The 25967-nt window shown below is 71.3% G+C and carries 23 protein-coding genes and 1 pseudogene; 4 read left to right on the top strand and 20 right to left on the bottom strand.

The window, feature by feature from the left end; all coding sequences use genetic code 11:
- Nucleotides 1-29: 29 nt before the first annotated feature.
- The 16 genes and pseudogenes from nuoN to IF30_RS0110615 all read right to left on the bottom strand — a co-directional run bounded on the left by nuoN (nt 30) and on the right by IF30_RS0110615 (nt 18620).
- The gene (gene nuoN / locus IF30_RS0110690; protein ID WP_051709759.1) at nt 30-1667 is read right to left on the bottom strand and encodes an NADH-quinone oxidoreductase subunit NuoN; all 1638 of its coding nucleotides are present in this window, start codon (nt 1665-1667) and stop codon (nt 30-32) included.
- Entirely contained in the window at nt 1664-3283 is a 1620-nt protein-coding gene (locus IF30_RS0110685) for an NADH-quinone oxidoreductase subunit M (RefSeq protein WP_030235401.1), read from the bottom strand. The genes nuoN and IF30_RS0110685 overlap by 4 nt, the downstream gene beginning before the upstream one ends.
- 37 nt (nt 3284-3320) lie before the next feature.
- Entirely contained in the window at nt 3321-5216 is a 1896-nt protein-coding gene (gene nuoL / locus IF30_RS0110680) for an NADH-quinone oxidoreductase subunit L (protein WP_030235397.1), read from the bottom strand.
- A gap of 14 nt (nt 5217-5230) precedes the next feature.
- Nucleotides 5231-5530 (bottom strand): NADH-quinone oxidoreductase subunit NuoK, encoded by a 300-nt coding sequence (nuoK, locus tag IF30_RS0110675; RefSeq protein WP_030235394.1) that lies wholly within the window; start codon nt 5528-5530, stop codon nt 5231-5233.
- Nucleotides 5527-6534, bottom strand: a complete 1008-nt coding sequence (locus IF30_RS0110670; RefSeq protein WP_078891293.1) for an NADH-quinone oxidoreductase subunit J — start codon at nt 6532-6534, stop codon at nt 5527-5529. The genes nuoK and IF30_RS0110670 overlap by 4 nt, the downstream gene beginning before the upstream one ends.
- The gene (gene nuoI, locus IF30_RS0110665) at nt 6531-7160 is read right to left on the bottom strand and encodes an NADH-quinone oxidoreductase subunit NuoI (protein ID WP_051709756.1); all 630 of its coding nucleotides are present in this window, start codon (nt 7158-7160) and stop codon (nt 6531-6533) included. Before nuoI ends, IF30_RS0110670 begins: the two co-directional genes overlap by 4 nt.
- Nucleotides 7161-7166: 6 nt before the next feature.
- Nucleotides 7167-8498 carry an NADH-quinone oxidoreductase subunit NuoH gene (gene nuoH, locus IF30_RS0110660; RefSeq protein WP_030235383.1) on the bottom strand — a complete coding sequence of 444 codons (1332 nt, stop codon included), beginning with the start codon at nt 8496-8498 and terminating at the stop codon, nt 7167-7169.
- Nucleotides 8495-11029 carry an NADH-quinone oxidoreductase subunit G gene (locus IF30_RS0110655; RefSeq protein ID WP_037899574.1) on the bottom strand — a complete coding sequence of 845 codons (2535 nt, stop codon included), beginning with the start codon at nt 11027-11029 and terminating at the stop codon, nt 8495-8497. The genes nuoH and IF30_RS0110655 overlap by 4 nt, the downstream gene beginning before the upstream one ends.
- Complete coding sequence (nuoF, locus tag IF30_RS0110650) at nt 11026-12387, bottom strand: NADH-quinone oxidoreductase subunit NuoF (protein WP_030235378.1); 1362 nt, start codon at nt 12385-12387, stop codon at nt 11026-11028. The genes IF30_RS0110655 and nuoF overlap by 4 nt, the downstream gene beginning before the upstream one ends.
- Nucleotides 12387-13157, bottom strand: a complete 771-nt coding sequence (gene nuoE, locus IF30_RS0110645) for an NADH-quinone oxidoreductase subunit NuoE (protein WP_051709751.1) — start codon at nt 13155-13157, stop codon at nt 12387-12389. Before nuoE ends, nuoF begins: the two co-directional genes overlap by 1 nt.
- Nucleotides 13154-14506 carry an NADH-quinone oxidoreductase subunit D gene (locus IF30_RS0110640; protein ID WP_030235372.1) on the bottom strand — a complete coding sequence of 451 codons (1353 nt, stop codon included), beginning with the start codon at nt 14504-14506 and terminating at the stop codon, nt 13154-13156. The genes nuoE and IF30_RS0110640 overlap by 4 nt, the downstream gene beginning before the upstream one ends.
- A gap of 14 nt (nt 14507-14520) precedes the next feature.
- Nucleotides 14521-15219, bottom strand: a pseudogene (locus tag IF30_RS0110635) (NADH-quinone oxidoreductase subunit C); the annotation flags it as partial.
- A complete protein-coding gene (locus IF30_RS0110630) occupies nt 15216-15770 on the bottom strand; it encodes a NuoB/complex I 20 kDa subunit family protein (protein WP_030235367.1) in 555 nt (184 codons plus the stop codon). The gene IF30_RS0110630 and the pseudogene IF30_RS0110635, both read right to left, overlap by 4 nt.
- Before the next feature lie 114 nt (nt 15771-15884).
- Nucleotides 15885-16244: an NADH-quinone oxidoreductase subunit A gene (locus IF30_RS0110625; protein WP_030060100.1), complete on the bottom strand. Its 360-nt coding sequence runs from the start codon at nt 16242-16244 to the stop codon at nt 15885-15887.
- Between the two features lie 520 nt (nt 16245-16764).
- On the bottom strand, nt 16765-17505 hold the full coding sequence (locus IF30_RS0110620; protein WP_030235363.1) for a response regulator transcription factor: 741 nt from the start codon (nt 17503-17505) through the stop codon (nt 16765-16767).
- Nucleotides 17502-18620 carry a sensor histidine kinase gene (locus IF30_RS0110615; RefSeq protein WP_158834923.1) on the bottom strand — a complete coding sequence of 373 codons (1119 nt, stop codon included), beginning with the start codon at nt 18618-18620 and terminating at the stop codon, nt 17502-17504. Before IF30_RS0110615 ends, IF30_RS0110620 begins: the two co-directional genes overlap by 4 nt.
- 194 nt (nt 18621-18814) lie before the next feature.
- Between IF30_RS0110615 and IF30_RS0110610 the strand changes: the two genes are divergently transcribed.
- On the top strand, nt 18815-19405 hold the full coding sequence (locus IF30_RS0110610; RefSeq protein ID WP_234322662.1) for a hypothetical protein: 591 nt from the start codon (nt 18815-18817) through the stop codon (nt 19403-19405).
- Between the two features lie 34 nt (nt 19406-19439).
- Here IF30_RS0110610 and IF30_RS0110605 read toward each other — a convergent pair whose 3' ends face one another.
- Nucleotides 19440-20516 carry a DMT family transporter gene (locus IF30_RS0110605; RefSeq protein WP_078891292.1) on the bottom strand — a complete coding sequence of 359 codons (1077 nt, stop codon included), beginning with the start codon at nt 20514-20516 and terminating at the stop codon, nt 19440-19442.
- Between the two features lie 182 nt (nt 20517-20698).
- Nucleotides 20699-21364, bottom strand: a complete 666-nt coding sequence (locus IF30_RS0110600) for a CatB-related O-acetyltransferase (RefSeq protein WP_030235349.1) — start codon at nt 21362-21364, stop codon at nt 20699-20701.
- 178 nt (nt 21365-21542) lie between these two features.
- Here IF30_RS0110600 and IF30_RS0110595 point away from each other — a divergent pair, with 178 nt between their 5' ends.
- The 3 genes from IF30_RS0110595 to IF30_RS50775 all read left to right on the top strand — a co-directional run bounded on the left by IF30_RS0110595 (nt 21543) and on the right by IF30_RS50775 (nt 23703).
- Nucleotides 21543-22232, top strand: a complete 690-nt coding sequence (locus IF30_RS0110595) for a TetR/AcrR family transcriptional regulator (protein WP_063752569.1) — start codon at nt 21543-21545, stop codon at nt 22230-22232.
- An 83-nt stretch (nt 22233-22315) separates the two neighbouring features.
- On the top strand, nt 22316-23029 hold the full coding sequence (locus IF30_RS0110590) for a peptidylprolyl isomerase (protein WP_107054369.1): 714 nt from the start codon (nt 22316-22318) through the stop codon (nt 23027-23029).
- A gap of 203 nt (nt 23030-23232) precedes the next feature.
- The gene (locus IF30_RS50775) at nt 23233-23703 is read left to right on the top strand and encodes a MazG-like family protein (RefSeq protein WP_063752567.1); all 471 of its coding nucleotides are present in this window, start codon (nt 23233-23235) and stop codon (nt 23701-23703) included.
- Here IF30_RS50775 and IF30_RS0110580 read toward each other — a convergent pair.
- The gene (locus IF30_RS0110580) at nt 23700-25010 is read right to left on the bottom strand and encodes a geranylgeranyl reductase family protein (protein ID WP_107054368.1); all 1311 of its coding nucleotides are present in this window, start codon (nt 25008-25010) and stop codon (nt 23700-23702) included. The two genes, IF30_RS50775 and IF30_RS0110580, sit on opposite strands and share 4 nt — an antisense overlap.
- A gap of 249 nt (nt 25011-25259) precedes the next feature.
- Entirely contained in the window at nt 25260-25955 is a 696-nt protein-coding gene (locus IF30_RS0110575) for a demethylmenaquinone methyltransferase (RefSeq protein ID WP_030235330.1), read from the bottom strand.
- Between the last annotated feature and the right edge of the window lie 12 nt (nt 25956-25967).

The following is a 25967-nucleotide window of genomic DNA, read 5'->3' as shown; positions in this document are numbered from 1 at the left end:
GCCCTGGTCGGCAGCGACCGGCGGAAAGGTCAGCGCACGAACAGCGAGGCCTTGGACGCGAGGTCGAGGAAGTACTGCGGCAGCAGGCCGAGACCGAGTGTGACCACCACGCCCAACCCGATCGCGGTGGCCGTGAAGGCGCTCGGGATCGCCACCGTGGGGCCACCCGGCTGGGGATCCGAGAAGAACATCAGCACGATGACCCGGATGTAGAAGAACGCGGCCACCGCCGAGCTCAGCACGCCGACGATCACCAGCGGTGTCGCCCCGCCGCTCGCCGCCGCCTGGAAGACCGCGAACTTCCCGGTGAAGCCGGAGGTCAGCGGGATCCCGGCGAAGGCCAGCAGGAACAGTGCGAACACCGCCGCCACCAGCGGCGAGCGCCGCCCCAGCCCGGCCCAGTTGGACAGGTGGGTCGCCTCGCCCTTGGAGTCGCGCACCAGGGTGACCACGGCGAACGCGCCGAGCGTCACGAAGGAGTACGCCAGCAGGTAGAACAGCACCGAGGAGATGCCCTGCTTGTTGACGGCGATCACGCCGGTCAGGATGAACCCGGCGTGCGCGATCGAGGAGTACGCCAGCAGCCGCTTCACGTCCTGCTGGGTCACCGCCAGCACCGCGCCCACCACCATGGTGAGGATCGCAACGCCCCACATCACCGGCCGCCAGTCCAGCCGCAGGCCAGGGAAGGCCACGTAGAACAGCCGCAGGAAGGCCCCGAAGGCCGCGACCTTGGTGGCCGCCGCCATGAAGCCGGTCACCGGGGTCGGCGCGCCCTGGTACACGTCCGGGGTCCAGGAGTGGAAGGGCACCGCGGCGACCTTGAACAGCAGGCCGACCGACAGCATCGCCAGGCCGGTGAGCACCAGCACGTCGCTCCGGGTGCTGCTCAGCTGCGCGGGGGTGGTCATCGCCTTGCCGGAGATGACGTCCCCGATGTCGCCGAGCTTCACGCTGCCCGCGTAGCCGTACAGCAGGGCGGTGCCGAACAGGAAGAACGCCGAGGCGAACGCGCCGAGCAGGAAGTACTTGACCGCCGCCTCCTGGGAGAGCAGCCGGCGGCGCCGGGCCAGGGCGCACAGCAGGTACAGCGGCAGGGAGAAGACCTCCAGCGCCACGAACATGGTCAGCAGGTCGTTGGCGGCGGGGAACAGCAGCATGCCGCCGACCGCGAACATGGTCAGCGGGAACACCTCGCTGGTGGCGAAGCCCGCCCGGAGCGCGGCCCGCTCCTGCTCGCCGCCGGGGGTGGCGGCGGCCTGGGCGGCGAAGGCGTCGGCGGGCAGGCCGCCGGCCTTGGGCTCCAGCTTCCGCTCGGCGTAGGTGAGCACCGCGACCACCGAGGCCAGCAGGATCACGCCCTGGAGGAACAGCGCCGGGCCGTCCAGCGCGACCGACTCCATCGCCAGCAGGTCGATCCGGGTGAAGCCGTGGCTCTGCACGGCCAGCACCACCACGGCGACGAAGGCGCCGACCAGCCCGGCCAGGGCGAGCGTCACCTGCGTCCAGTGCCGGTACCGGCGGGGCACGAAGGCCTCCACCAGGATGCCGGCCACGGCGGCGCCGAACACCACGAGCATCGGGGAGAGTTGGCCGTACTCGATGTGCGGTGCCGGAATGCTGGGGGTGTTGCCCCCGGCGGCGGCGAGCACTGCGGTGGCGCTCACTTCTGCTCACCTCCTGAGGTGGCGGCGACCGGGTGGGCCGGCGCCGGGTCGGTCTCGTGGACCTGCGACAGCGTCGCGTTCACCGAGGGGTTGACCAGGTCGGTGAGCGGCTTGGGATAGACGCCGAGCAGGATGGTCAGCGCCACCAGCGGGGCCACCACGGCGAGTTCGCGGGCCTTGAGGTCGGGCATCGCGTGCACGCCCTCCTTCACCGGGCCGGTCATGGTGCGCTGGTACAGCAGCAGGGCGTACAGCGCGGCCAGCACGATCCCGAAGGTCGCGACGATCCCGATCGCCGGGTAGCGGGTGAAGGTGCCCACCAGCACCAGGAACTCGCTGACGAACGGGGCCAGGCCGGGCAGCGACAGGGTGGCCAGGCTGCCGATCAGGAACGTCCCGGCGAGCACCGGGGCGACCTTCTGCACACCGCCGTAGTCGGCGATCAGCCGCGAGCCCCGGCGGGAGATCAGGAAGCCGGCCACCAGCATCCACGCGGCCGTCGAGAGGCCGTGGTTGACCATGTAGAGGGTGGCGCCGCTCTGGCCCTGGCTGGTCAGGGCGAAGATGCCCATGATGATGAAGCCGAAGTGCGAGATCGAGGCGTAGGCGACCAGGCGCTTGATGTCCTTCTGGCCGATCGCCAGCAGCGCGCCGTAGACGATCCCGATCAGCGAGAGGACCAGGATCGCCGGGGCGAAGGTCTTCGAGGCGTGCGGGAACAGCCCGAGGCAGAAGCGCAGCATCGCGAAGGTGCCGACCTTGTCCACCACGGCGGTGATCAGCACCGCCGTGCCGGCGGTGGCCTCGCCCATCGCGTTCGGCAGCCAGGTGTGCAGCGGCCACAGCGGGGCCTTCACCGCGAAGGCGAAGAAGAAGCCCAGGAACAGCGCCTTCTCGGCTGTGCCGGTCAGTTGCAGCTTCCCGTCGGCGACGGCCGAGGCCAGGGTCGGCAGGTCGAAGGTGCCGAGGCCCTGGTCCTGCGCGACCACGTACAGGCCGACCACCGCGGCCAGCATGACCAGACCGCCGAGCAGGTTGTAGAGCAGGAACTTCACGGCCGCGTAGGAGCGCTGACGTGCCGACTCGGGGCCGCCCGCGCGGTCGCCGAAGCCGCCGATCAGGAAGTACATCGGGATCAGCATGGCTTCGAAGAACACGTAGAACAGGAAGACGTCGGTGGCGTAGAAGGAGACGATCACCATCGCCTCCACCGCCAGGATCAGGGCGAAGAAGGCCTGGGTCCGCCTCCTGTTCTCGAAGGTCCCGTCAGGGGCCGCCGGGCCCGGGTCGGCGTCGTGCCAGGAGGCGAGCATCACCATCGGCACCAGGACGGCGGTGAGCAGGGCGAGCACGGCGCCGATGCCGTCCACGCCGAGCGAGAAGGTGATCCCGAAGGAGCGGATCCAACTGTACGACTCGGTCAGCTGGTAGCGGGCGCCGTGCGGGTCGAACCGCGTCGCCACCACGGCGGCCAGCACCAGGGTGACGGCCGAGACGCCCAGGGCGACGGCCTTGGTGGCCCTGCGCCGGGCCGCGGTCGATCCGGCGGGCAGGGCGGCGGTCAGCACCGCTCCGGCCGCCGGGACGGCGCAGGTGACGGTCAGCAACACACTCATGCCGCTCCTCCCCCGCGGGTTGTGGATTCCTTGTCCATCACACGGACCTCATCAGGAGAGTCATGGCGACCAGCACCAGCGTGCCGCCGAACATGGAGAGCGCGTACGAGCGGACGAAGCCGTTCTGGACGCGCCGCACCCGACCGGACAGGCCCCCGATCGTGGCGGCCAGTCCGTTGACGAAGCCGTCCAGCCCTCGGCTGTCGAAGAAGACCAGCGTCGCGGTGAGCGCCGAGCCCGGCCGCACCAGCACGGCGTGGTTGAAGTCGTCCTGGAGCAGGTCGCGGCGGGCCGCCCGGGTGAGCGGGGAGCCGACCGGCGGCACCACCGGCACGGGCGAGCGCCCGTACATCAGGTACGCGAGGCCGATGCCGGCCAGCATGCAGGCCATGGTCAGCCCGGTGACGACGACCGGGGCGAGCGGGGAGTCCCCCTCGCTGTAACCCGTGACCGGCTCCAGCCACTTCAGGAAGGAGTCGTTGTAGGCGAACAGCCCGCCCGCGAAGACCGAGCCGAAGGCCAGCAGCACCATCGGGACCGTCATGGTCTTCGGCGACTCGTGCGGGTGCGGGGCGTTGCCCTGGGCGTCAGGCTGCCAGCGCTTCTCGCCGAAGAAGGTGAGCAGCACCACCCGCGTCATGTAGAACGCGGTGACCGCCGCGCCGACCAGCGCGCACAGGCCGAGGATCCAGCCCTCGGTGCCGCCCTTGGCGAAGGCCGCCTCGATGATCTTGTCCTTGGAGAAGAAGCCCGACAGGCCCGGGAAGCCGATGATCGCCAGGTAGCCCGCGAAGAAGGTGGCGAAGGTCCACGGCATGTACGTGCGCAGGCCGCCGTAGTGACGCATGTTCACCTCGTCGTTCATGCCGTGCATGACCGACCCGGCGCCGAGGAACAGCCCGGCCTTGAAGAAGCCGTGGGTCACCAGGTGCATGATCGCGAAGGCGTAACCGATCGGGCCGAGCCCCGCGGCCAGCACCATGTAGCCGATCTGCGACATGGTCGAGCCGGCCAGCGCCTTCTTGATGTCGTCCTTGGCGCAACCGACGATCGCACCGAACAGCAGCGTGACCGCGCCGACCACCACCACGGCGGTCTGCGCGTCCGGCGCGAGGTCGAAGATCGCCGAGGAACGGGTGATCAGGTAGACGCCCGCCGTCACCATGGTGGCCGCGTGGATCAGCGCCGACACCGGGGTCGGGCCCTCCATGGCGTCCCCGAGCCAGGACTGCAGCGGCACCTGCGCCGACTTGCCGCAGGCTGCCAGCAGCAGCATCAGGCCGATCGCCGTCAGCTTGCCCTCGCTCGCCTGGTGCGCGCCGTCGAAGACCGGGCCGAAGGCGAAGGAGCCGAACTCCGCGAACATCAGCATGATCGCGATGGACAGGCCCATGTCGCCGACCCGGTTGACGATGAACGCCTTCTTCGCCGCCGTCGCCGCACTCGGCTTGTGCTGCCAGAAGCCGATCAGGAGGTACGAGGCCAGGCCCACGCCCTCCCAGCCGAAGTACAGCAGCAGGTAGTTGTCGGCGACCACCAGCAGCAGCATGGCGGCCAGGAACAGGTTCAGGTACGCGAAGAAGCGTCGGCGGCGCTCGTCGTGCGCCATGTAGCCGACCGAGTAGAGGTGGATCAGCGTGCCGACGCCGGTGATCAGCAGGACGAAGGTCATCGAGAGCTGGTCGAGCCGGAAGGTGAAGTCGGCCTGGAAGCCGTTCACCGGGATCCAGCTGAACAGGTGCTTGGTGACCGCCCGGTGCTCGGCGTCACGGCCGAGCATGTCCGAGAAGAGCGCCAGGCCGAAGCCGAACGAGAGCGCCGCGAGCGCGGTGGCCAGCCAGTGGCCGAAGCGGTCCAGCGCCCGGCCGCCGAGCAGCAGCAGGGCGGCGCCGGCCAGTGGGGCCGCCACCAGCAGCGGAATGAGAGAGTTCACCGAAGGTCCTCCGCCTACAGCTTCATCAGGTTGCTGTCGTCGACCGAGGCGGAGTGCCTGGTCCGGAAGATGGAGACGATGATGGCGAGGCCGACCACGACCTCGGCCGCCGCGACCACCATCGTGAAGAACGCGATGATCTGGCCGTCCAAGGTCCCGTGCATCCGGGAGAAGGTCACCAGCGCGAGGTTCGAGGCGTTCAGCATCAGCTCCACGCACATGAACAGCACGATCGCGTTGCGCCGGATCAGCACCCCGGACGCACCGATGGTGAACAACAGGGCCGACAGGTAGAGGTAGTTGACCGGGTTCACTCCGCGCCCTCCTCGCCGGCCGCCGGGTGGCTCGCCCCGTGGTTCGCCCCGTGGTTCACGTGGTTCGTGTGGTTCGTGTGGTTCGTGTGGTTCGGCTGGTCCGCGTGGCTGGGCCGGCCCGCCTCGCGGTCGGGCACCGGCTCCAGCGACTTGCGCGGCCCCGTCACCGCCGGCCGCTCCGAGGACGGACGGCCCAGCCAGTCCGCCGTGGCGTTCTCCAGCTCCGCCATCCGCTGCAGCATCGCCTGGCTGACGTCCCGGACCTGGCCGCGCTCGCGCAACGTCGCCATCACCGACTCCTCGGCGATCGTGCCGTCCGGCAGCAGGCCCGGCACGTCCACCGCGTTGTGCCGCGCGTACACGCCCGGCGCCGGCAGCGGCGGCAGCTGGATGTTGTCCTTGACCCGCTGCGCCGCCAGCTCGCGCTGCGTCTTCGGCGCCTTCACGTGCTCGCGGTGGGTCAGCACCATCGCCCCGATCGCCGCGGTGATCAGCAGCGCGCCGGTGACCTCGAAGGCCCACACGTACCGGGTGAAGATCAGCCGGGCCAGGCCCGGCACGTTGCCCTCGGCGTTCGCCTCGGACAGCCCGGTGAAGTGGTCCAGCTTCGCGTTGGCGATCCCGGCGATCAGCAGCACGCCGAAGCCCAGCCCGCACAGCACCGCGGCGATCCGCTGGCCCTTCAACTGCTCCTTGAGGGAGTCCTCGCTGGTGACACCGACCAGCATCACCACGAAGAGGAAGAGCATCATGATCGCGCCGGTGTAGACCACGATCTGCACCACACCCAGGAACACCGCGCCCTGCGCCATGTAACAGACCGCCAGCGCCAGCATGGTGGCCGCCAGGCACAGCGCGCTGTGCACCGCCTTCTTCATCAGCAGCATGCCGAGCGCACCGCCGACCGCGACCACCGCGAGCACCCAGAACTGGACGGCCTCACCCGTGGAGGTCGTCCCGGTCGCGGCGAGGTTCCTGCCGCCTTCCAGGAGGAGGCCCGTCACTGCCGCACCTCCTTCTCGCGGTCGGTGCGCTCCTGCTGGACCGTCCCCGGCGCCGCCGCGGTGATCTCGCCCCGGTAGTACGCGCCCTCGTCGGCGCCCGGGAAGATCGCGTGCGGGGTGTCGACCATCTCCTCGGACAGGCCCACCAGCAGCTGTTCCTTGGTGAAGATGAGGTCCCGGCGGGAGGAGTCGGCCAGCTCGTACTCGTTGGTCATGGTCAGCGCCCTGGTCGGGCAGGCCTCGATGCACAGCCCGCACAGGATGCAGCGGGCGTAGTTGATCTGGTACACCGCGCCGTAGCGCTCGCCCGGCGAGTAGCGCTCCTCGTCCCGGTTGTCCGCACCCTCCACGTAGATCGCGTCGGCCGGGCACGCCCACGCGCACAGCTCGCAGCCGACGCACTTCTCCAGGCCGTCCGGGTGCCGGTTCAGCTGGTGGCGGCCGTGGAAGCGCGGAGCGGTGGGCTTCTTCTGCTCCGGGTACTGCTCGGTGAGCCGCTTCTTGAACATGGCCTTGAAGGTCACGCCGAAGCCGGCGGCCGGGCCGAGGATCGACGGCCGGTCGGCCCGCTCGGGCCGGTCCGTACGGTCGGTTCGGTCGGGCCGGTCGGACTGGTCAGACGACATCTCGGTTCAGCTCCCTTCGGAATGGTCGGCCCCGTTGAGGGCGTCCTGGAGTTGCTTCGGGGCGCGGCTGCGCCTGCGCGGCACCGGCGGAAGCTCCTGGCCGGGCAGCGGCGGAACGGGGTAGCCGCCCGCCATCGGATCGAACTCGCGCCGGGGCGGGGCCTCCTCGGCCTCGGGCTGCTTCTTCAGGAAGTCCCGTACGAGCGCCAGCAGCAGCACCGCCCCGACCGGGGCGCCCACGTACAGGACCACCTCGCCGAAGCCGTAGCCCTCGTTGCGCAGCGCCCTCACGCTCGCGATCAGCACCAGCCACACCAGCGAGACCGGGATCAGCACCTTCCAGCCCAGCTTCATGAACTGGTCGTAGCGGAACCGGGGCAGCGTGCCGCGCAGCCAGATGAAGAGGAACAGCAGCAGCTGGATCTTCAGCGTGATCCACAGCATCGGCCACCAGCCGTGGTTGGCGCCCTCCCAGAAGGTCGACACCGGCCACGGGGCCCGCCAGCCACCCAGGAAGAGGGTCGAGGCCACCGCCGAGACCGTCACCATGTTCACGTACTCGGCCAGCATGAACATCGCGAACTTCAGCGAGGAGTACTCGGTGTTGAAGCCGCCGACCAACTCGCCCTCGGCCTCCGGCAGGTCGAACGGCGCCCGGTTGGTCTCACCGACCATCGCGATGACGTAGACGATGAAGGAAACCGGCAACAGGGCCGCGAACCAGGTCGGCTGCTGGTGCGCCACGATCTCCGAGGTCGACATCGAGCCCGAGTAGATGAACACCGCCGCGAAGGACAGGCCCATCGCGATCTCGTAGCTGATCATCTGCGCGGAGGAGCGCAGGCCGCCCAGCAGCGGGTAGGTCGAGCCGGAGGACCAGCCGGCCAGCACGATGCCGTAGATGCCCACCGAGGCCGTCGCCAGGATGTACAGCAGCGCCACCGGGAAGTCGGTCAGCTGCAGCGGCGTCCGGGTGCCGAAGATCGACACCTCGTCGCCGGCCGGCCCGAACGGGATGACCGCGAAGGCCATGAACGCCGGGATGGCACAGACGATCGGGGCCAGGATGTAGACCGCCTTGTCCGAGCCCTTGACCACCAGGTCTTCCTTCAGCGCCAGCTTCACGCCGTCGGCCAGCGACTGCAGCAGGCCCCACGGCCCGTGCCGGTTCGGCCCGATGCGCAGCTGCATCCAGGCCACCACCTTGCGCTCCCAGACGATCGCGACCAGCACCGTCAGGAGCAGGAAGGCGAAGCAGAACACCGCCTTCAACAGGACCAGCCACCACGGGTCCTGGCCGAAGAAGTGGAGCGTCTCGTACGGCTGCGGAGTCATCATCGGTCCTCCCCTTCTCCCGCGGCCGCCCCGGCCGGGGCCTGCGCGGTCTGCGCGGCCGGCTCGGCCCCGGCAGCGGCGATCGTGACCAGGTGGCCGACGGTGGTGCCGAGCGCGCGGTGGGCGCCGCCGGGCGTGGAGTTGAGCGGGATCCAGACCGTGCGGTCCGGGATCGAGTCGGTGACCTCCAGCGGCAGGGTCAGCGAGCCGGCCGGGCCGGTCAGCCGCAGCGCGGCGGCCGCCTCGGCGCCGATCTCCTTCGCCGTCTCCGCGGAGATCCGGGCCACCGCCTCGTGCCGGGTGCCCGCCAGGTGCGGATCGCCCTGCTGCAGCACGCCGTTGTCCAGCAGCTGGCGCCAACCCGCCAGCACGGCCTGGCCGGTGGCCGGGCGGGGCAGCACCCCGGGGTGCGCCGCCGGGGCGGCCGGGCGGTCGCCCTCCCACGGGGTGAAGGCGTCCAGCTCCAGCCGCGCCGCCCGGACGTCCGGCAGACCCAGCCGGTGGCCCAGCGCGTCCGCCAGCATGGTCAGCACCCGCAGGTCCGACTGCAGGTGGCGGCCCATGTGCTGGTCCGGCTTGAGCGCCGCGTCGAACATCCGCACCCGGCCCTCCCAGTCCAGGAAGGTGCCGGCCTTCTCCGCCACCGCCGCCACCGGCAGCACCACGTCCGCGTGCGCCGTCACCCCGGAGGGCCGCAGCTCCAGCGACACCACGAACGGCACCGCCGCCAGCGCCTCGTCGGCCAGCGCCGGATCCGGCAGGTCGTCCGGGTCGACGCCGCCGACCACCAGCGCGTCCAACTCGCCCTGCGCGGCCGCCGCCAGGATCCCGCCGGTGTCCCGGCCCGGCCGGGACGGCAGCTCCGCCACGCCCCACGCCGCGGCCGCCTCCGCCCGCGCCGCCGCAGCGGCCACCGGCCGGCCACCGGGCAGCAGGCCCGGCAGCGCACCGGCCTCGACCGCCCCGCGCTCACCCGCCCGGCGCGGCACCCACGCCAACCGGGCACCGGTCGCGTGCGCCAGCCGCAGCACCGCCGTCAGCGCGCCCGGGACGGCGGCCAGCCGCTCGCCCGCCAGGATCACCGAGCCCGGCGCCCGCAGCCGTTCCGCCGCCCGGGCCGCCTCGTCGTTCAGCGGCTCGTCCGCCGCGAGCGCCGCGAACCACTCCGGCTCGGTGCCCGTCGCGGCCGGCAGCAGCGCCCCGCGCAGCTTGGCCAGGCCCCGGGAGGCGAACGGGGCCACCGAGAACACCTTCTGGCCACGGCCGCGGACCGCCTTGCGCAGCCGCAGGAAGACGATCGGCGACTCCTCCTCGGGCTCCAGGCCCGCCAGCAGCACCGCCGGCGCCTGCTCCAACCGCTCGTAGGTCACGCCGGAGCCGTCCACGTCCACCCCGCGCCCGGCGACCGCCGCGGCCAGGAAGTCCGCCTCCTCTCCGCTGTGCGGGCGGGCCCGGAAGTCCACGTCGTTGGTGCCCAGCACCACCCGGGCGAACTTCGCGTACGCGTACGCGTCCTCGACCGTCACCCGGCCGCCGGCCAGCACGCCCGCCCGGGCCCCGCGCAACCCCTCGGCGGCCCGGGCCAGCGCCTCCGGCCACGACGCCGGCACCAGTTCGCCGTCCACCCGCACCAACGGGGTGGCCAGCCGGTCCCGCTGCTGGGCGTAGCGGAAGGCGAAGCGGCCCTTGTCGCAGTTCCACTCCTCGTTCACCGCCGGGTCGTCGCCGGCCAGTCGGCGCAGCACCTTGCCGCGCCGGTGGTCGGTGCGCTGCGCGCAGCCCGCCGAGCAGTGCTCGCACACGCTCGGCGAGGAGACGAGGTCGAAGGGGCGCGAGCGGAACCGGTAGGCCGCCGAGGTCAGCGCGCCCACCGGGCAGATCTGGATGGTGTTCCCGGAGAAGTACGAGGCGAAGTCGTCCCCCTCGCCGGTGCCGACCTGCTGCAGCGCCCCGCGCTCCACCAGGTCGATGAACGGGTCTCCCGCGATCTGCTGCGAGAAGCGGGTGCAGCGGGCGCACAGCACGCAGCGCTCCCGGTCCAGCAGCACCTGGCTGCTGATCGGCACCGGCTTCTCGTAGGTGCGCTTCATGCCCTCGAAGCGGGAGTCGGCGGCCCCGTTGGACATCGCCTGGTTCTGCAGCGGGCACTCGCCGCCCTTGTCGCAGACCGGGCAGTCCAGCGGGTGGTTGATCAGCAGCAGCTCCATCACGCCGCGCTGCGCCTTCTCCGCCACCGGCGAGCTGAGCTGGGTGCGCACCACCATGCCCTCGGCCACCGGGATGGTGCAGGACGCGACCGGCTTGCGCTGGCCCTCGACCTCGACGATGCACTGCCGGCAGGCGCCGGCCGGGTCGAGCAGCGGGTGGTCGCAGAAGCGGGGGATCTGGGTGCCGATGGCCTCGGCCGCCCGGATCACCAACGTCCCCTTGGGGACCTGCACTTCGACGCCGTCGATGGTGAGCGTGACCAGTTCGATCGCGGGCTTGTCGCCCGTGTCGCCGCTGGAGGAGGTGGATGGCTCTGTGATCGTCACGCGTGCACCTCCTTTTCGGTGGCGGACTGGTGGCCGGGGCGGGGGCCGTCGGCCCAGACGGTGGAGGCGGCCGGGTCGAACGGGCAGCGGCGCTCGGCCAGGTGCTGCTCGTACTCGGCCCGGAAGTGCTGGAGCGAGGAGACGATCGGGCTCGCCGCGCCGTCGCCCAGCGCGCAGAAGGACTTGCCGTTGATGTTGTCGGCGATGTCGAGGAGCTTCTCCAGGTCCCCCTCGACGCCGGCACCGGCCTCGATCCGCTTGAGCAGTTGGACCAGCCAGTAGGTGCCCTCCCGGCAGGGGGTGCACTTGCCGCACGACTCGTGGGCGTAGAACTCGGTCCACCGGGTGACGGCCCGCACCACGCAGGTGGTCTCGTCGAAGACCTGCAGTGCCTTGGTGCCCAGCATCGAACCGGCCGCGCCCACGCCCTCGTAGTCCAGCGGGACGTCGAGGTGCTCGTCGGTGAACATCGGGGTGGAGGAGCCGCCCGGCGTCCAGAACTTCAGCCGGTGTCCGGCGCGGATGCCGCCGCTGAGGTCGAGCAGCTGACGCAGCGTCACGCCCAGTGGGGCCTCGTACTGTCCCGGGTTGGTCACGTGGCCGGAGAGCGAGTAGAGCGTGAAGCCGGGGGACTTCTCGGTGCCCAGGCCCTTGAACCAGTCCTTGCCGCGGGCCAGGATCGGCGGCACCGAGGCGATCGACTCGACGTTGTTGACCACCGTCGGGCAGGCGTAGAGGCCGGCGATCGCCGGGAACGGGGGCCGCAGCCTGGGCTGGCCGCGGCGGCCCTCCAACGAGTCCAGCAGCGCCGTCTCCTCACCGCAGATGTACGCGCCGGCGCCGGCGTGCACGGTGATGTCGAGGTCGACGCCGGAGCCCAGGATGTTCCGGCCGAGCAGGCCCGCCCGGTACGCCTCGGCGACGGCCGCGTGCAGCCGGCGCAGCACCGGGACGACCTCGCCGCGCAGGTAGATGAACGCGTGGTCGCAGCGGATCGCGTAGGAGGCGATGACCATGCCCTCGATCAGCGAGTGCGGGTTGGCGAACAGCAGCGGGATGTCCTTGCAGGTGCCCGGCTCGGACTCGTCCGCGTTGACCACCAGGTAGTGCGGCTTGCCGTCGTTCTGCGGGATGAACTGCCACTTCATCCCGGTCGGGAAGCCGGCGCCGCCGCGGCCGCGCAGTCCGGCGTCCTTGACCAGGGCGATCACGTCGTCCGGGGGCATGGCGAGGGCCGCCTTGAGACCCTCGTAGCCGTGGTGGCGGCGGTAGGTGTCCAGCGTCCAGGGGCGGCTGTCGTCCCAGGAGTCGGAGAGGACGGGGGTGAGCAGCTTCTCGGCCGGCTCGGCGGCGGTCATCACGCCTCGCTCCCTTCCGGGCCGTCGCCGTCGTGGCGGGGCGGTTCGTGGCGGGGTGCGACCACCCTGGTGCCGGTGGTCCCGGGCAGGGCCTCGCCGCGGGCCAGGCGCAGGCCGGCCAGGGAGGGGGCGCCACCGGCGCCGGACTCGTCGTTGGCGCCCGGGCGCTCGTCCGGGAAGCCGGCCAGGATCCGGGCGGTCTCCTTGAAGCCGCACAGCCGGGCGCCCCGGGTGGGCCGGACCTCGCGGCCGGCGCGCAGGTCGTCGACCAGCTGCCGGGCGCTCTCCGGGGTCTGGTTGTCGAAGAACTCCCAGTTGACCATCACCACGGGCGCGTAGTCGCAGGCCGCGTTGCACTCGATGTGCTCGATCGAGATCTCACCGTCCTCGGTGGTCTCGTTGTTCCGGAGGTCCAGGTGCTCCTGGAGCTCGGCGAAGATCTGGTCGCCGCCGAGCACCGCGCACAGGGTGTTGGTGCAGACCCCCACGTGGTACTTCCCGGCCGGGCGGCGCCGGTACATGGTGTAGAACGTCGCGACGGCGGTGACCTCTGCGGTGGTGAGGTCCAGCTGCTCGGCGCAGAAGCGGATCCCGGTCGGGCTGACGAAGCCCTCCTCGGCCTGCACCAGGTGCAGCAGCGGCAGCAGCGCCGAACGGGGCTGCGGGTAGCGGCCGATCAGCTCGGCGGCGTCGGCGGCCAGCCGGGCGTGCACCTCCTCGGGGTAGGGTGCGGCCGGCAGTGCCGGCAGTCCGAGTTCGACGTTGGTCACCGGTCCACGCCTCCCATCACCGGGTCGATCCCGGCCACCGCGACGATCACGTCGGCGACCTGGCCGCCCTCGCACATCGCCGCCATCGTCTGCAGATTGGTGAACGACGGATCCCGGAAGTGGACCCGGTACGGGCGTGTTCCGCCGTCGCTGACCACGTGCACGCCCAGCTCGCCCTTCGGCGACTCGACCGCCGCGTACGCCTGGCCGACCGGGACCCGGAAGCCCTCGGTGACCAGCTTGAAGTGGTGGATCAGGGCCTCCATCGAGGTGCCCATGATCTTGCGGATGTGGTCGAGCGAGTTGCCCATCCCGTCCGGGCCGACGGCCAGTTGGGCGGGCCAGGCGATCTTCTTGTCCGCCACCATGACCGGGCCCGGGCGCAGCCGGTCCAGGCACTGCTCGACGATCCGCAGCGACTGCTTCATCTCCTCCAGGCGGATCAGGAAGCGGCCGTAGGAGTCGGCGCTGTCGGCGATCGCGACCTCGAAGTCGTAGTCCTCGTAGCCGCAGTACGGGTCGGTCTTGCGCAGGTCGTGCGGCAGGCCGGTGGCGCGCAGGATCGGGCCGGTGGCGCCGAGCGCCAGGCAGCCGGGCAGGTCCAGGAAGCCGACGTCGACCAGGCGGGCCTTGAACACCGGGTTCCCGGTGGCGAGTTTGTCGTACTCGTGCATCCGGGAGCGGAAGACCTTGACGGCCTCGCGGATCTGGTCGACGGCGCCGGGCGGCAGGTCCTGGGCGAGACCTCCCGGGCGCACGTACGCGTGGTTCATGCGCAGGCCGGTGACCAGCTCGAAGACGTCCAGGATCAGCTCGCGGTCCCGGAAGCCGTAGATCATCAGGGTGGTGGACCCGATCTCCATGCCGCCGGTGGCCAGGCAGACCAGGTGCGAGGCGATCCGGTTGAGCTCCATCATCATCACCCGGATGACGCTGGCCCGGTCCGGGACGTCGTCGGTGATGCCGAGCAGCTTCTCGACCGCCAGGCAGTAGGCGGCCTCGTTGAACAACGGGGTCAGGTAGTCCATGCGGGTCACGAAGGTGGTGCCCTGGACCCAGCTGCGGAACTCCATGTTCTTCTCGATGCCGGTGTGGAGGTAGCCGATGCCGCAGCGGGCCTCCTTCACCGTCTCGCCGTCGATCTCCAGGATCAACCGCAGCACACCGTGGGTGGACGGGTGCTGGGGGCCCATGTTGACGATGATGCGCTCGTCGTCGGCCCGGCCGACCGCCTCGACCACCTCGCCCCAGTCGCCGCCGGTGACGGTGAAGACCCGGCCCTCGGTGGTGTCGCGGGCCTCCGCCTCCGGGGCCGGTCCGCCGGTGCTTCCGTAGTGCTGAGTGTCCATCAGCTGTACGACCTCCGCTGGTCGGGAGCCGGGATCTGGGCGCCCTTGTACTCGACGGGGATGCCGCCGAGCGGGTAGTCCTTGCGCTGCGGGTGGCCCAGCCAGTCGTCCGGCATCATGATCCGGGTGAGCGCGGGGTGGCCCTCGAAGACCAGGCCGAAGAAGTCGTAGGCCTCGCGCTCGTGCCAGTCGTTGGTCGGGTAGACGCTCACCACCGAGGGCACGCGCGGATCGGCGTCCGGCGCGGTGACCTCCAGCCGGATCAGCCGGCCGTGCGTGATCGAGCGCAGGTGGTAGACCGCGTGCAACTCGCGGCCCTTGTCGCCGGGGTAGTGCACGCCGCTCACGCCCAGGCACAGCTCGAACCGCAGTGCCGGGTCGTCCCGCAGGGTGCGGACGGTCTGCAGCAGGTGCGCGCGGTCGATCTGGAAGGTCAGCTCGCCGCGGTCGACCACGGTCTTCTCGATCACCTCGGCCGGGTCCAGGCCCTGCTCCTCCAGGGCGCCCTCCAGTTCGTCGGCGACCTCGTCGAACCAGCCGCCGTACGGGCGCTCGCTCGGGCCGGGCAGCACCACCGGGGCGCTCAGGCCGCCGAAGCCGGAGGTGTCGCCGCTGCCCTTGGCGCCGAACATGCCCTGGCGGCGGTCGACCACCTCGACCGGGATCTCGCGGACCGGCCGCTCGCGGCGGGTCTCGGGGACCTGCTCGTTCATCGCAGCTGCCCCCGCATCTCGCTGATCGGGGTGGCCTGGAGGGCGAGCGCCTCGCCGAGTTCCTCGGCCCGGCGCCGGTTCGCGCCCAGCGGCTCGTGCTGGATCTTGTCGTGCAGCTTCAGGATGGCGTCCATCAGCATCTCCGGGCGGGGCGGGCAGCCGGGCAGGTAGATGTCCACCGGGACGATGTGGTCGACGCCCTGCACGATCGCGTAGTTGTTGAACATCCCGCCGGAGGAGGCGCAGACGCCCATCGAGATGACCCACTTGGGGTTGGCCATCTGGTCGTACACCTGGCGCAGCACCGGGGCCATCTTCTGACTCACCCGGCCCGCCACGATCATCAGATCGGCCTGCCGGGGGGAGCCCCGGAAGACCTCCATGCCGAACCGGGCCAGGTCGTAACGGCCGGCGCCGGTGGTCATCATCTCGATCGCGCAGCAGGCCAGACCGAAGGTGGCCGGGAAGAGTGACGCCTTGCGCACCCAGCCGGCGGCCGTCTCCACGGTCGTGAGCAGAAAGCCGCTCGGCAGCTTCTCCTCGATTCCCATCAGATCCCTCTCAATGCCCTCAAGTCCTGTGGTACGTCCTGCCCGTCGGGGCTTGTCCGCCGGTTCACAAGGCCGGCGGCCGCCCCTCGCCCGGGCTCGGGCCCCACCCCGGGTTCAGTCCCACTCCAGGCCGCCGCGGCGCCACACGTAGGCGTAGGCGACGAAGACGGTGGCGATGAAGAGCAGCATCTCGACCAGCCCGAAGATCCCCAGGGCGTCGAAGGTCACCGCCCAGGGGTAGAGGAAGACGATCTCGATGTCGAAGACGATGAAAAGCATCGCCGTCAGGTAGTACTTGATCGGGAACCGACCGCCGCCCACGGGCTGCGGGGTCGGCTCGATGCCGCACTCGTACGCCTCCAACTTGGCCCGGTTGTAGCGCTTGGGGCCGGTGAGTGAGGCCATCACGACGGAGCCGACCGCGAACGCCGCCGCGATGGCACCGAGTACGAGGATCGGCGCGTAGGCATTCATAGCCCCCGCTCCCTCCGTCCAGTCGTCCTTGACTGCAGATCGGAACCGACGGGTCACGCTGAGGTGAACCCGCGTTCCAGTTCCCGAGATCCACCTCATGTGAGGCAGTTCACAAACCCTGGAACGAGCGCATCCTATGCCCGTCGGCTTGTGATCTGCGACACGCAGTTCACCGCCATCTTTGTGATCTACGACACCATGTGAATGGTGGCGAATGTGAACATGCCCAGACTTGCCAACGCAAAGAAGTCAAATGGTCACAACCAGTCGCATTTACTTGTGAAGCGGCTGGTCAGAGGCGTGCTCCTATATCAACTATGCGTCGACCGAAGCAAATTTCGAGGCGCCAGGTTGACGTGTTATAGCGGCTCACTCGCAGGGGTGGCGGGCTCCGAACGCTCGCTTGACCCTTCGTTCACAAGCGCGCGAACTCGGTGCTCGGCGGGGCGCTCGTCCGGCCCCTGCGGCGCCGTCGCATCACGGGGCTCCCGGCCCCGCGTACTGGGGGCAAGTCGTTCGGTTATCGCTTGCCGCCGGCCGCCTGCTCCCACACCCAGGCCGCGATGCCCACCCGGTTACGGGCACCGAGCTTGCGTTGGATGCTGGCGAGGTGGTTCTTCACCGTCCCTGGTGAGATGAACAGCCCGGCGCCGATCTCGGCGTTGGTCGCCCCGTTCGCCACCTGCTCGGCGATCTCCCTTTCCCTCGCGGTCAGTTCCTCCAGTGGTCCGGCTGCCAGCGTCCCCGCCGCCGACGACCCGAAGGCCGCCCCCGGTCCGGATCCCGCCCCCGGATTCGGCGTCGACCTCGGCCCCGGCTCCGGCCCTGCTCCGGGAAGTGCCATGTGCCGCAGCAGCCGCACGGTGACCTGCGGGCTGATCAACGCGTCCCCCGCCATCGCCGCCCGGACCGCCTCGATCAGCAGCGCAGGCCCCGAGCGCTTCAGCAGGAAGCCCGCCGCTCCGTGCCGCAGCGCCGTATGGACGTATTCGTCGAGGTCGAAGGTGGTCACCACGATCACCTTGTACTGACCGGCCAGTTGCCGGGTGACCTCCAGGCCGTCGAACTTCGGCATCCGGATGTCCGCGAGCACCACGTCCGGCCGCAACCTCCTGGCCTCCGCCATCGCCGCGGCTCCGTCCACCGCCTCCGCGACCACCGCCATGTCCGGCTGGGCGTCCAGGATCATCCGGAACGCACTGCGGACGTCCGCCTGATCGTCCGCGATCAGGATCCGGACCGGCCCCGTACCGCTGTTCATCCCCGCACCTCCCCGGTGCCGACCCGGGTCGGCCCTCGCGATCGTCCCGGCCCCTCCGCGGCTCCGTCCAACGGCAGCACGGCCTTCACCCGCCAGCCCTCGCTCCGGCATGGGCCCGCCTCCAGCGAGCCGCCGAGGGCCTCCACCCGGGCAGCCAGCCCCGGGAGCCCGCTTCCGCCGCCGCGGCGCAGGAGCCCTCCCGGAGCCGACGCCCCGCCGTCGTCGATGACGCTCAACTCCAGCCGTCCGCCACTGCGACGCGCCCGGATCTCCACCCTCCGCGCACCTGGGGCGTGCCGCCGGACGTTGGTCAGGGACTCCACCACGATCCGGTGAACGGTGCCCTCCACCTCGCGCGGCACCGGCCCTTCCGGCAGCTCCAGCCGGACCTCCGCGCCGCCAGCGGCCGTGAACTGCTCAGCCACCTGCACGAGTTCGGCGAGACCCGGCTGCGGGCCACGGCTGCCGCCCTCCTCGCTGCGCAGTAGTTGCACCGTCCGGTCCAGCGAGGCCAGCGCCCGCTGCCCGGCCTGCTCTATCCGTTCGAACATCTCGGCCGCCCGTGCCGGGTCGATCTCGGCCAGGTACGCCCCCGCCTGAGCCTGGGCGACCATTCCGCTGACGTCGTGCGCGACGAAGTCGTGCAGATCGTGGGCCAGTTCGAGCCGCTGAGCCCGCTTGGCCTCGGCCACCGCGCGGGCCCGGCCGTCGTCCAGGCCCCGCAGGTAAAGCCCGGTCAACACGGCCGGCAGGGAGAGCATCGATCCGAAGCCGAAGAGCGTGAGCGTGTCCGCTGGGCCTTCGACGACCAGGAAGCGGGACGGCCAGAGCGCGACCGCTCCGCACGCCGTCCACACCGCCGACGCGCACCGCGGACCGTCCTCGGCTCGCAGGCTCAGCACCACCGCCAGCAGCAGCACGGCCACCTCGGCGAGCCCGACCGCCCCGGGCCGGCGATCCGCCTCCGACCAGCGTCCGGTGAACCAGACGGCGACCGAGACCGCCACCGACACCGCACCGAGCACGGTCGTCGCGGCCGCCGCACCGTGCCGCCCGCGGACCGCCCAGGCCGGCAACAGCAGGACCGGGACAACCAGGCACAGGAGCTGACTCATCGTCACCGCCTCTCTTCGACTGCCGTCACATTACGACGCGGTCCGGAGGGTGCGCTTGTGCCGATCGGCATATTTCAAAGGCAGGTTGACCAGGTGGAACAGCCCGATCGGCATCTGCCGCGAACCCTTGGTGGGCGTCCAGTCTTGAGCCATCGCACCGGCCGAAGATGCCGGGCCGAAGGGAGAACACCATCATGTCGAAGCTCATGCTCACCGTCCGCAACGGCGCCCACCGGGCCACCCCGGCCGCCCCGGCCGCCCTCGTCGTCCCGGCCGTACCGCCCGCCCGCCGCTGGGCCGAGATCGCCGCCAGGGCCACCGTCCTCACCACCGTCCCCTCGGGTCTGTGGCGGATCGCCTTCGGCTTCGGCGTCCCGGTCGGCTTCACCGGCGCGACCGCCGCGGCGTACGGCGCGCACCAGCCGGGTTGGGGCACCGCCTACTGCGTGGCGCTGAGCGTCCTGGCCGAGGCACTCGCCTTCCTGACCCTGGGCCTGGTCCGGCCCTGGGGCCAGGTGACGCCGCCCTGGATCCCGCTGATAGGCGGCCGGAGGGTCCGCCCCCTCGCCGCGATCGTCCCCGCTGCCCTCGGCTCGCTGATCATCACCGCCCTCGGCATGGCCGCGCTGGCCGGCGGCTGGGCCCGGAACATGGCCGAGCCGGATTCCCCGCACGGCTTCGCCATGGTGGTGATGACTCTCGCCTACCTGCCCCTGGTGGCCTGGGGCCCACTGCTCGGTGCGGTCACCGTCGACTACGCCCGTCGCACCCTGGGGCGCCGGTGAGGCCCGCGGTGGCGGTTCAGGCTGCTCAGGCAGCTCAGGCCGTCGCCGGCTCCGGCCGCGGATCCCGGTCCCCGACAGCCACCCCGGCTGTCCCGGCCGTCTCGGCGGCATCGGCGGCATCGGCGGTCCCGGCGGTCCCGGCGGTCCCGGCGGTGGCGGTCTCGGCTATCGGCTCGATGACCGTCGCCTCGCCGGGGTGCGGCGAGGGAGCGGCCGCCGGGGCGGTGCGTCGGCCCCACTCCGTCGCGACCAGCACCAGCGCTCCGCCGAGCAGGGCGAGGGGGCCCATCCGGTTCCCGGCCATGGTGATGCCGAAAACGGCGGCCCACAGCGGCTCGGTGCCGAGCAGCAGGCTCACCCGGGAGGGCGATGTGGCCCGGACGGCCCACATCTGGACGAAGAAGGCGAACAGGGTGCAGAACAGCGACAGGTGCAGCAGCCAGGCCCACTGGCCGGGCCCGTACGAGCGGGCGACCGTCCACGGTGCAGGCCCCACGGACAGCGCGACGACGGAGAAGACCGCAGTGGCGGTAGCGAGTTGGACCCAGGTCACGGCGAGCATGTCGGTGTCGCGCAGGGCTCGGGTGCGGGCCATCGCGAGGACGTATCCGGAGCGGACCAGGGCCGCACCCAGCACCAGGAGGTCGCCGAGCGTGGGAGGTCGCAGCCCGCCGTCACCGGTGAGCAGGGTGACTCCGAGGACGGCCGTCCCCGCAGCCGCCAGGAAGGCCCGCGGTGGTGCGGTCCGGCCGAGGGCGCTCTCTCCGAGCGGGGTGAGCACCATCGCGAGGCTGATGATCAGCCCGGCGTTGGTCGCGGAGGTATGCACGGCGCCGAAGGTCTCCAGTAGGAAGATCCCGCTGAGCACCAGCCCGAGTGCGGCGCCCCCGAGCCATTCGGCGCGGCTCAACCCCCGCAGGGCCCGCCAGGTGACCACCCCGAGCAGCGGCAGCACCAGCCCGAACCGCAGTACGAGCATCGCCACGACCGTCCCGGGCTCGGCCACCCGCTGGACGGCAAGGAAGCTCGACCCCCACACCACCGCCACGAGCAGCACCGGAAGATCACGAAGGGCCGAGGATGGCTGGCCCTTGGACGGGGAGGCAGGCATGAGGAGAATCCCTCCGAGCGAACGGAACCGGCAGGCGCGAGTTCCGTACGGCGTCGGACGGACCCAGCGGCCGGGCGGAAGGCCCGGCGGTGGACGGTGCGGAGCGTGGGGCGTGGGGCGGGGAGGCGCCATCCTCGCGTACCGGAGCGCCGGTGATCAATGCCCGTCCGGACACCGGACTGTCAGAAGGCGAGCAGGCCGTTCGCCTCCGCGATCGCCTCGATGTCGGCCGGGGTGCCGGCCATGACGGCGCGGACGTTCTCGGCGACGAGCTCGACCGGCCAGTCCCACCAGGCCGCGCGGAGCAGCCGCTCGACGTCGGCGTCGTCGAAGCGGCGGCGGATCGGGCGGGCGGGGTTGCCACCGACGACGGTGTACGGCTCGACATCGGCGGTGACCATCGCGCCGGCCGCAATGATCGCGCCGTCGCCGATTCGGACCCCGGGCAGCACGGTCGCCCCGAAGCCGAACCAGACGTCGTTGCCGATCACCGTGTCACCCCGACTGGGCAGGCCCGAGACGATGTCGAGCGTTCGCTCGGTCCAACTGCCGCCGAACATCGTGAACGGGAAGGTGGAGACGCCGATGGCCGGGTGGGCGGCTCCGGCCATCAGGAAGCGGGTCCCGGTGGCGATCGCGCAGTACTTTCCGATCACCAGCCGCTCGGGGCCGTACGCGTAGAGGACGTTGCGCTCCTCGAACCGGGTGGCACCGTCGGGGTCGTCGAAGTAGGTGTACTCGCCCACCTCGATCCGCGGGTCCGTGACGAGCGGGCGCAGCAGGACGACCCGATCGTGGCCGGCGAGCGGGTGGAGCACGGTGGGGTCGGGGATGGCGGCGGTGGTCATTCACGCTCCTCTCGTAATGCGACTTGAGTCGCATTAGTATGAGCATGGCACGACCACCACCCCACAGCAAGCCTTAAAGCGACTGGAGTCGACTTTGACCGTATCCGTCCACCCCCAGCAGCCACCCCACACCCCCACGCCCCGCCCGGGCGGTCGCAGTACACGGGTTCGGGCGGACGTGGTCACCGCCACGCTGGCCGAGGTCACCGAAAAGGGTTACGACGGCCTCACCGTCGAGGCGGTCGCCGCCCGCTCCGGCGTCCACAAGGCGACCCTCTACCGACGGTGGGGCGGCGTGGACGGCCTGATCGCGGACGCCCTCACCGCCTCCGCCGACCAGCCATGGCCCCTGCCCGACACCGGAGACCTCCGGCAGGACCTTCGCCGGATCACCCAGGAGGTGTTCACCGTCTTCACCGACCCGGAGACGGGCCCCACACCCACCGCGTTGATCTCCGCCGCCCAGCGCTCGGACATCGGCGCGGCCGCCCTGCGCGCCTTCTTCGCAGCCCGACACCGACAGGCCGCCGAGGTGGCCGAACGAGCCATCACCCGGAGCGAGTTGCCCGCCGGAACGGACGGCGCCGAGGTGGTCCGATCCGCCACGGCCCCGCTCTACTACCGTCTGTTCGTCACCGGCGAGCCGTTGGACGCCCGCACCGCCGAGCGGGCCGCCGACGCCGCTGCCCTGGCAGCCCGCGCCGGACTCTTCACCACCACCCCAGAATCCCCCACCGCACCGGAAACCTCCGCAGCCCCGGCAAGATCCGCAAGGTCCGCAACATCCACCGCACAGGACGCCCTGGAAACAGCGGCTCCACCCGGACCGGCGGAAGCGCAGGACTCCCGAACCCCGGACGGCAGCTGACTGATCATCAGTGACATCCCGAACCGGCGCACCACACCCGTCCGCCCCTTCCGCATCCCCACCCGGGCGTGGATGATGCCTCCATGACAATCCAGCCGTCCACCACCCCCCGGAAGGCCCGTCACGTGAAGCGCACGCATTGGGCGCTGGTCGCCGCCGCCACCGCCCTCCCACTCATGGCGAGCACCGGCACCGCCATCGCGGACACCTCCGCCCCCGCGGTGGCCACCCCCGCCACCGGCTGCGCCTACACACCGGCCGTACCGGCGGACAACTTCAAGGGCATCCCGGTCTTCAACGCCAAGAAGGCGGCCCAGCCCTACCGCGCGACGCTGCGGACCAGCCAGGGCCCGATCACCTTCGAGGCACTGACCGACAAGGCGCCCTGCACCACCTTCTCGTTCCGCTTCCTCGCCGAGCACGACTACTTCGACCGCAGTCACTGCCACCGTCTGACCACCCAGCGGATCTACGTCCTGCAGTGCGGCGATCCGACCGGGACGGGCAGCGGCGGCCCCGGCTACTCCTTCCCGGACGAGAACCTGACCGGCGCCACCTATCCGGCCGGCACCGTGGCCATGGCCAACGCCGGCCCGAACACCAACGGCAGCCAGTTCTTCTTCGTCTGGAAGGACACCAAGCTCTCCCCCGCCTACACGCCGTTCGGCCGGATCACGGCCGGCCTGGACGTCCTGCAGAAGATCGCCGCCGGCGGCGAGGACGACCAGAACAGCCCCGGAGACGGCTTCCCCAACCTCCCCGTGAACATCCGCCAGGTGAAGATCAGCACCCGCTGACCGAGCCCAGCCCAGCCCGACCGCCCCCGCCACCCGGACCACCGGCCCACCCACCCGGCCACTCACCCAGCCCGACCGCCCAGCCGGCCACTCACCCGGCCACTCACCCGGCCCGACCGCCGCTCACCCTGCCCCGCCCCACACGCCGCGCCGCTCCCGTACGGTGGCAGCACCAACCACACCGCACGGGAGCAGCGCCGCGTATGGACCGCCACATCTGGGAGAGCGTCGACGAGCTGGTCGCTTGGCTGGACGGGCAGAGCACCCAGTCGCCCCAGGAGGAGCGGCTGCTGCGGATCCTCAAGCTCTCCGAGGAGGTGGGCGAGGTCGGCGCGGCCGTGATCGGCGCCACCGGCCAGAACCCGCGCAAGGGGGTCACCCACACCTGGGAGGACGTCCAGCACGAGCTGTGCGACGTCGTCTTCTCCGCCCTCGTCGCGCTGCGGACGCTGACCCCCGACGCGGCCCGGGTCTTCGCCGACCGCCTTGCCTACGTGGAACAGCGCTCCGCCGCCTCCCGCAGCGGCCGCGAGGACTGTCGGCCGGAAGCGGAAGAGGCGGCGGAGGAGGAAGCAGTGCAGGGGACGCCGAAGGTGGAGGGGTCGGAGGGGCCGGAGGGGGCGCCGGGAGCGGGGAAGGAAGCCGCGAAGGAATCGGCGGCAGCCCCGGATTAGGCGTTCGGCGCGACCCTGGCGAGACCGTTGATGACGCGGTCCATCGCGTCGCCGCCCTGCGGGTCGGTCAGGTTCGCGAGCAGCTTGAGGGTGAAGCGCATCAGCATCGGGTGGGTGAGGCCGCGCTGGGCGGCGATCTGCATCACCTTCGGGTTGCCGATGAGCTTCACGAAGGCGCGGCCCAGCGTGTAGTAGCCGCCGTACACGTCCTTGAGGGTGCGCGGGTAGGCCTGGAGGGCGCGCTCCCGGCCGCCGTCGGTGACCCGGGCGAGCGCCTGCACGATGACGCCCGCGGCGATCTGGCCGGATTCCATCGCATAGGCGATGCCCTCGCCGTTGAACGGGTTGACCATGCCGCCCGCGTCGCCGACGAGCAGCAGGCCGCGGGTGTAGTGCGGCTGCCGGTTGAAGGCCATGGGCAGCGCGGCGCCGCGGATGGGCTCGGTCATGTTGTCGGGGGTGTAGCCCCACTCCTCCGGCATGCCGGCGCACCAGGCCTTGAGCACCTCGCGCCAGTCCAGTTCACCGAAGGCCGGCGAGGAGTTGAGGATGCCGAGGCCGACGTTGGAGGTTCCGTCGCCCATGCCGAAGACCCACCCGTAGCCGGGCAGCAGCTTGCGCTGGCCGTCCCGGGTGTCCCACAGCTCCAGCCAGGACTCCAGGTAGTCGTCGTCGTGGCGCGGCGAGGTGAAGTAGGTGCGGTAGGCGACGCCCATCGGTCGGTCCTCGCGCCGGTGCAGGCCCATGGCGAGCGAGAGCCGGGTCGAGTTGCCGTCCGCGGCGACCACCAGCGGGGCCCGGAAGGTGACCGGCCGCTTCTCGTCGCCCAGCTTGGCGGTGACGCCGATGATCCGGCCGGTGCGGTCGTCCAGGACCGGCCCGCTGACGTTGCAGCGCTCGTAGAGCCGCGCGCCGGCCTTCTCGGCCTGACGCGCCAGCAGTTCGTCGAAGTCGGCGCGCTTGCGGACCAGGCCGTAGTCGGGGAAGGAGGACAGCTCGGGCCAGTCGAGTTCCAGCCGGACACCGCCGCCGATGATGCGCAGGCCCTTGTTGTGCAGCCAGCCGTTCTCGGTGGAGACGTCGATGCCCATGTCGACCAGTTGCTTGGTGGCGCGCGGGGTGAGGCCGTCGCCGCAGACCTTCTCGCGGGGGAAGGCGGTCTTCTCCAGCAGCAGCACGTCCAGCCCGGCCTGGGCCAGGTAGTACGCGGTGGTGGAGCCGGCCGGGCCCGCACCGACCACGATGACGTCGGCCGTGCTCTCCACCGGGCTGTCCGGCTTCGTCAGATCGGCTGCGGTCTCGGACACGTGGACACACTCCTGGAGCTGCGGCGGGGGACGGCGGCTTTTGTCTCCGGCAGTCTAGTTCCGCTCACGCCACCGGCACCGCCCGCGCCCCCACACCGCTCTCACCGCACCCGGCCGCCCGGCCGGCTGTCCACGTGTCCGCCCGCCCGCGCCCGTCCGGCCGCCCCGCCGCCCAGCGGGCGACACCGAACCGGCCCGGGCGGCACCGAACCGGCCCGGACGCCACCGAGGAGCACCGGCCTGGGACGACTACGCGGTCTTGTACGCCCGGTGCAGCGCGACGATCCCGCCGGTCAGGTTCCGCCAGGCAGCCTTCGACCAGCCGGCCTCCTGCAGCTTGGCGGCCAGCCCGGGCTGGTCCGGCCAGGCCCGGATGGACTCGGCGAGGTAGACGTACGCCTCCGGGTTGCTGCTGACGGCGGTGGCGACCGGCGGCAGCGCGCGCATCAGGTACTCGGTGTAGACCGTCCGGAACGGCGTCCAGGTCGGCGTCGAGAACTCGCAGATCACCAGCTTGCCGCCGGGCTTGGTGACCCGGAGCATCTCGCGCAGCGCCGCGTCGGTGTCCTGGACGTTGCGCAGCGCGAAGGAGATCGTGACCGAGTCGAAGGTGTCGTCCGCGAACGGCAGCCGGGTGGCGTCCCCGGCGGTGAGCGGCAGTTCGGGGTGGCGGGCCTTGCCCTCGGTGAGCATGCCGACCGAGAAGTCGCACGGGACGACCTTGGCCCCGGCCTCGGCGAAGGGCAGCGAGGAGGTGCCGGTGCCGGCCCCGAGGTCGAGCACGAGGTCCCCCGGTCCGGCGGCCACCGCCTCGGCCACCGCCCGGCGCCAGGCGCGGGCCTGGCCGAGGGAGAGCACGTCGTTGGTGCGGTCGTACTTGGCCGCGACGTCGTCGAACATGGCGGCGACTTCGTGCGGCTGCTTGTCCAGAGAGGCTCGGGTCACGCCCCCATTGTT

The organism is Streptomyces sp. NRRL S-350 (assembly GCF_000719705.1).
Lineage (GTDB): Bacteria > Actinomycetota > Actinomycetes > Streptomycetales > Streptomycetaceae > Kitasatospora.
Note: the sequence above shows the minus strand (reverse complement) of the source record. Positions and strands in the feature narration are given on the sequence as shown.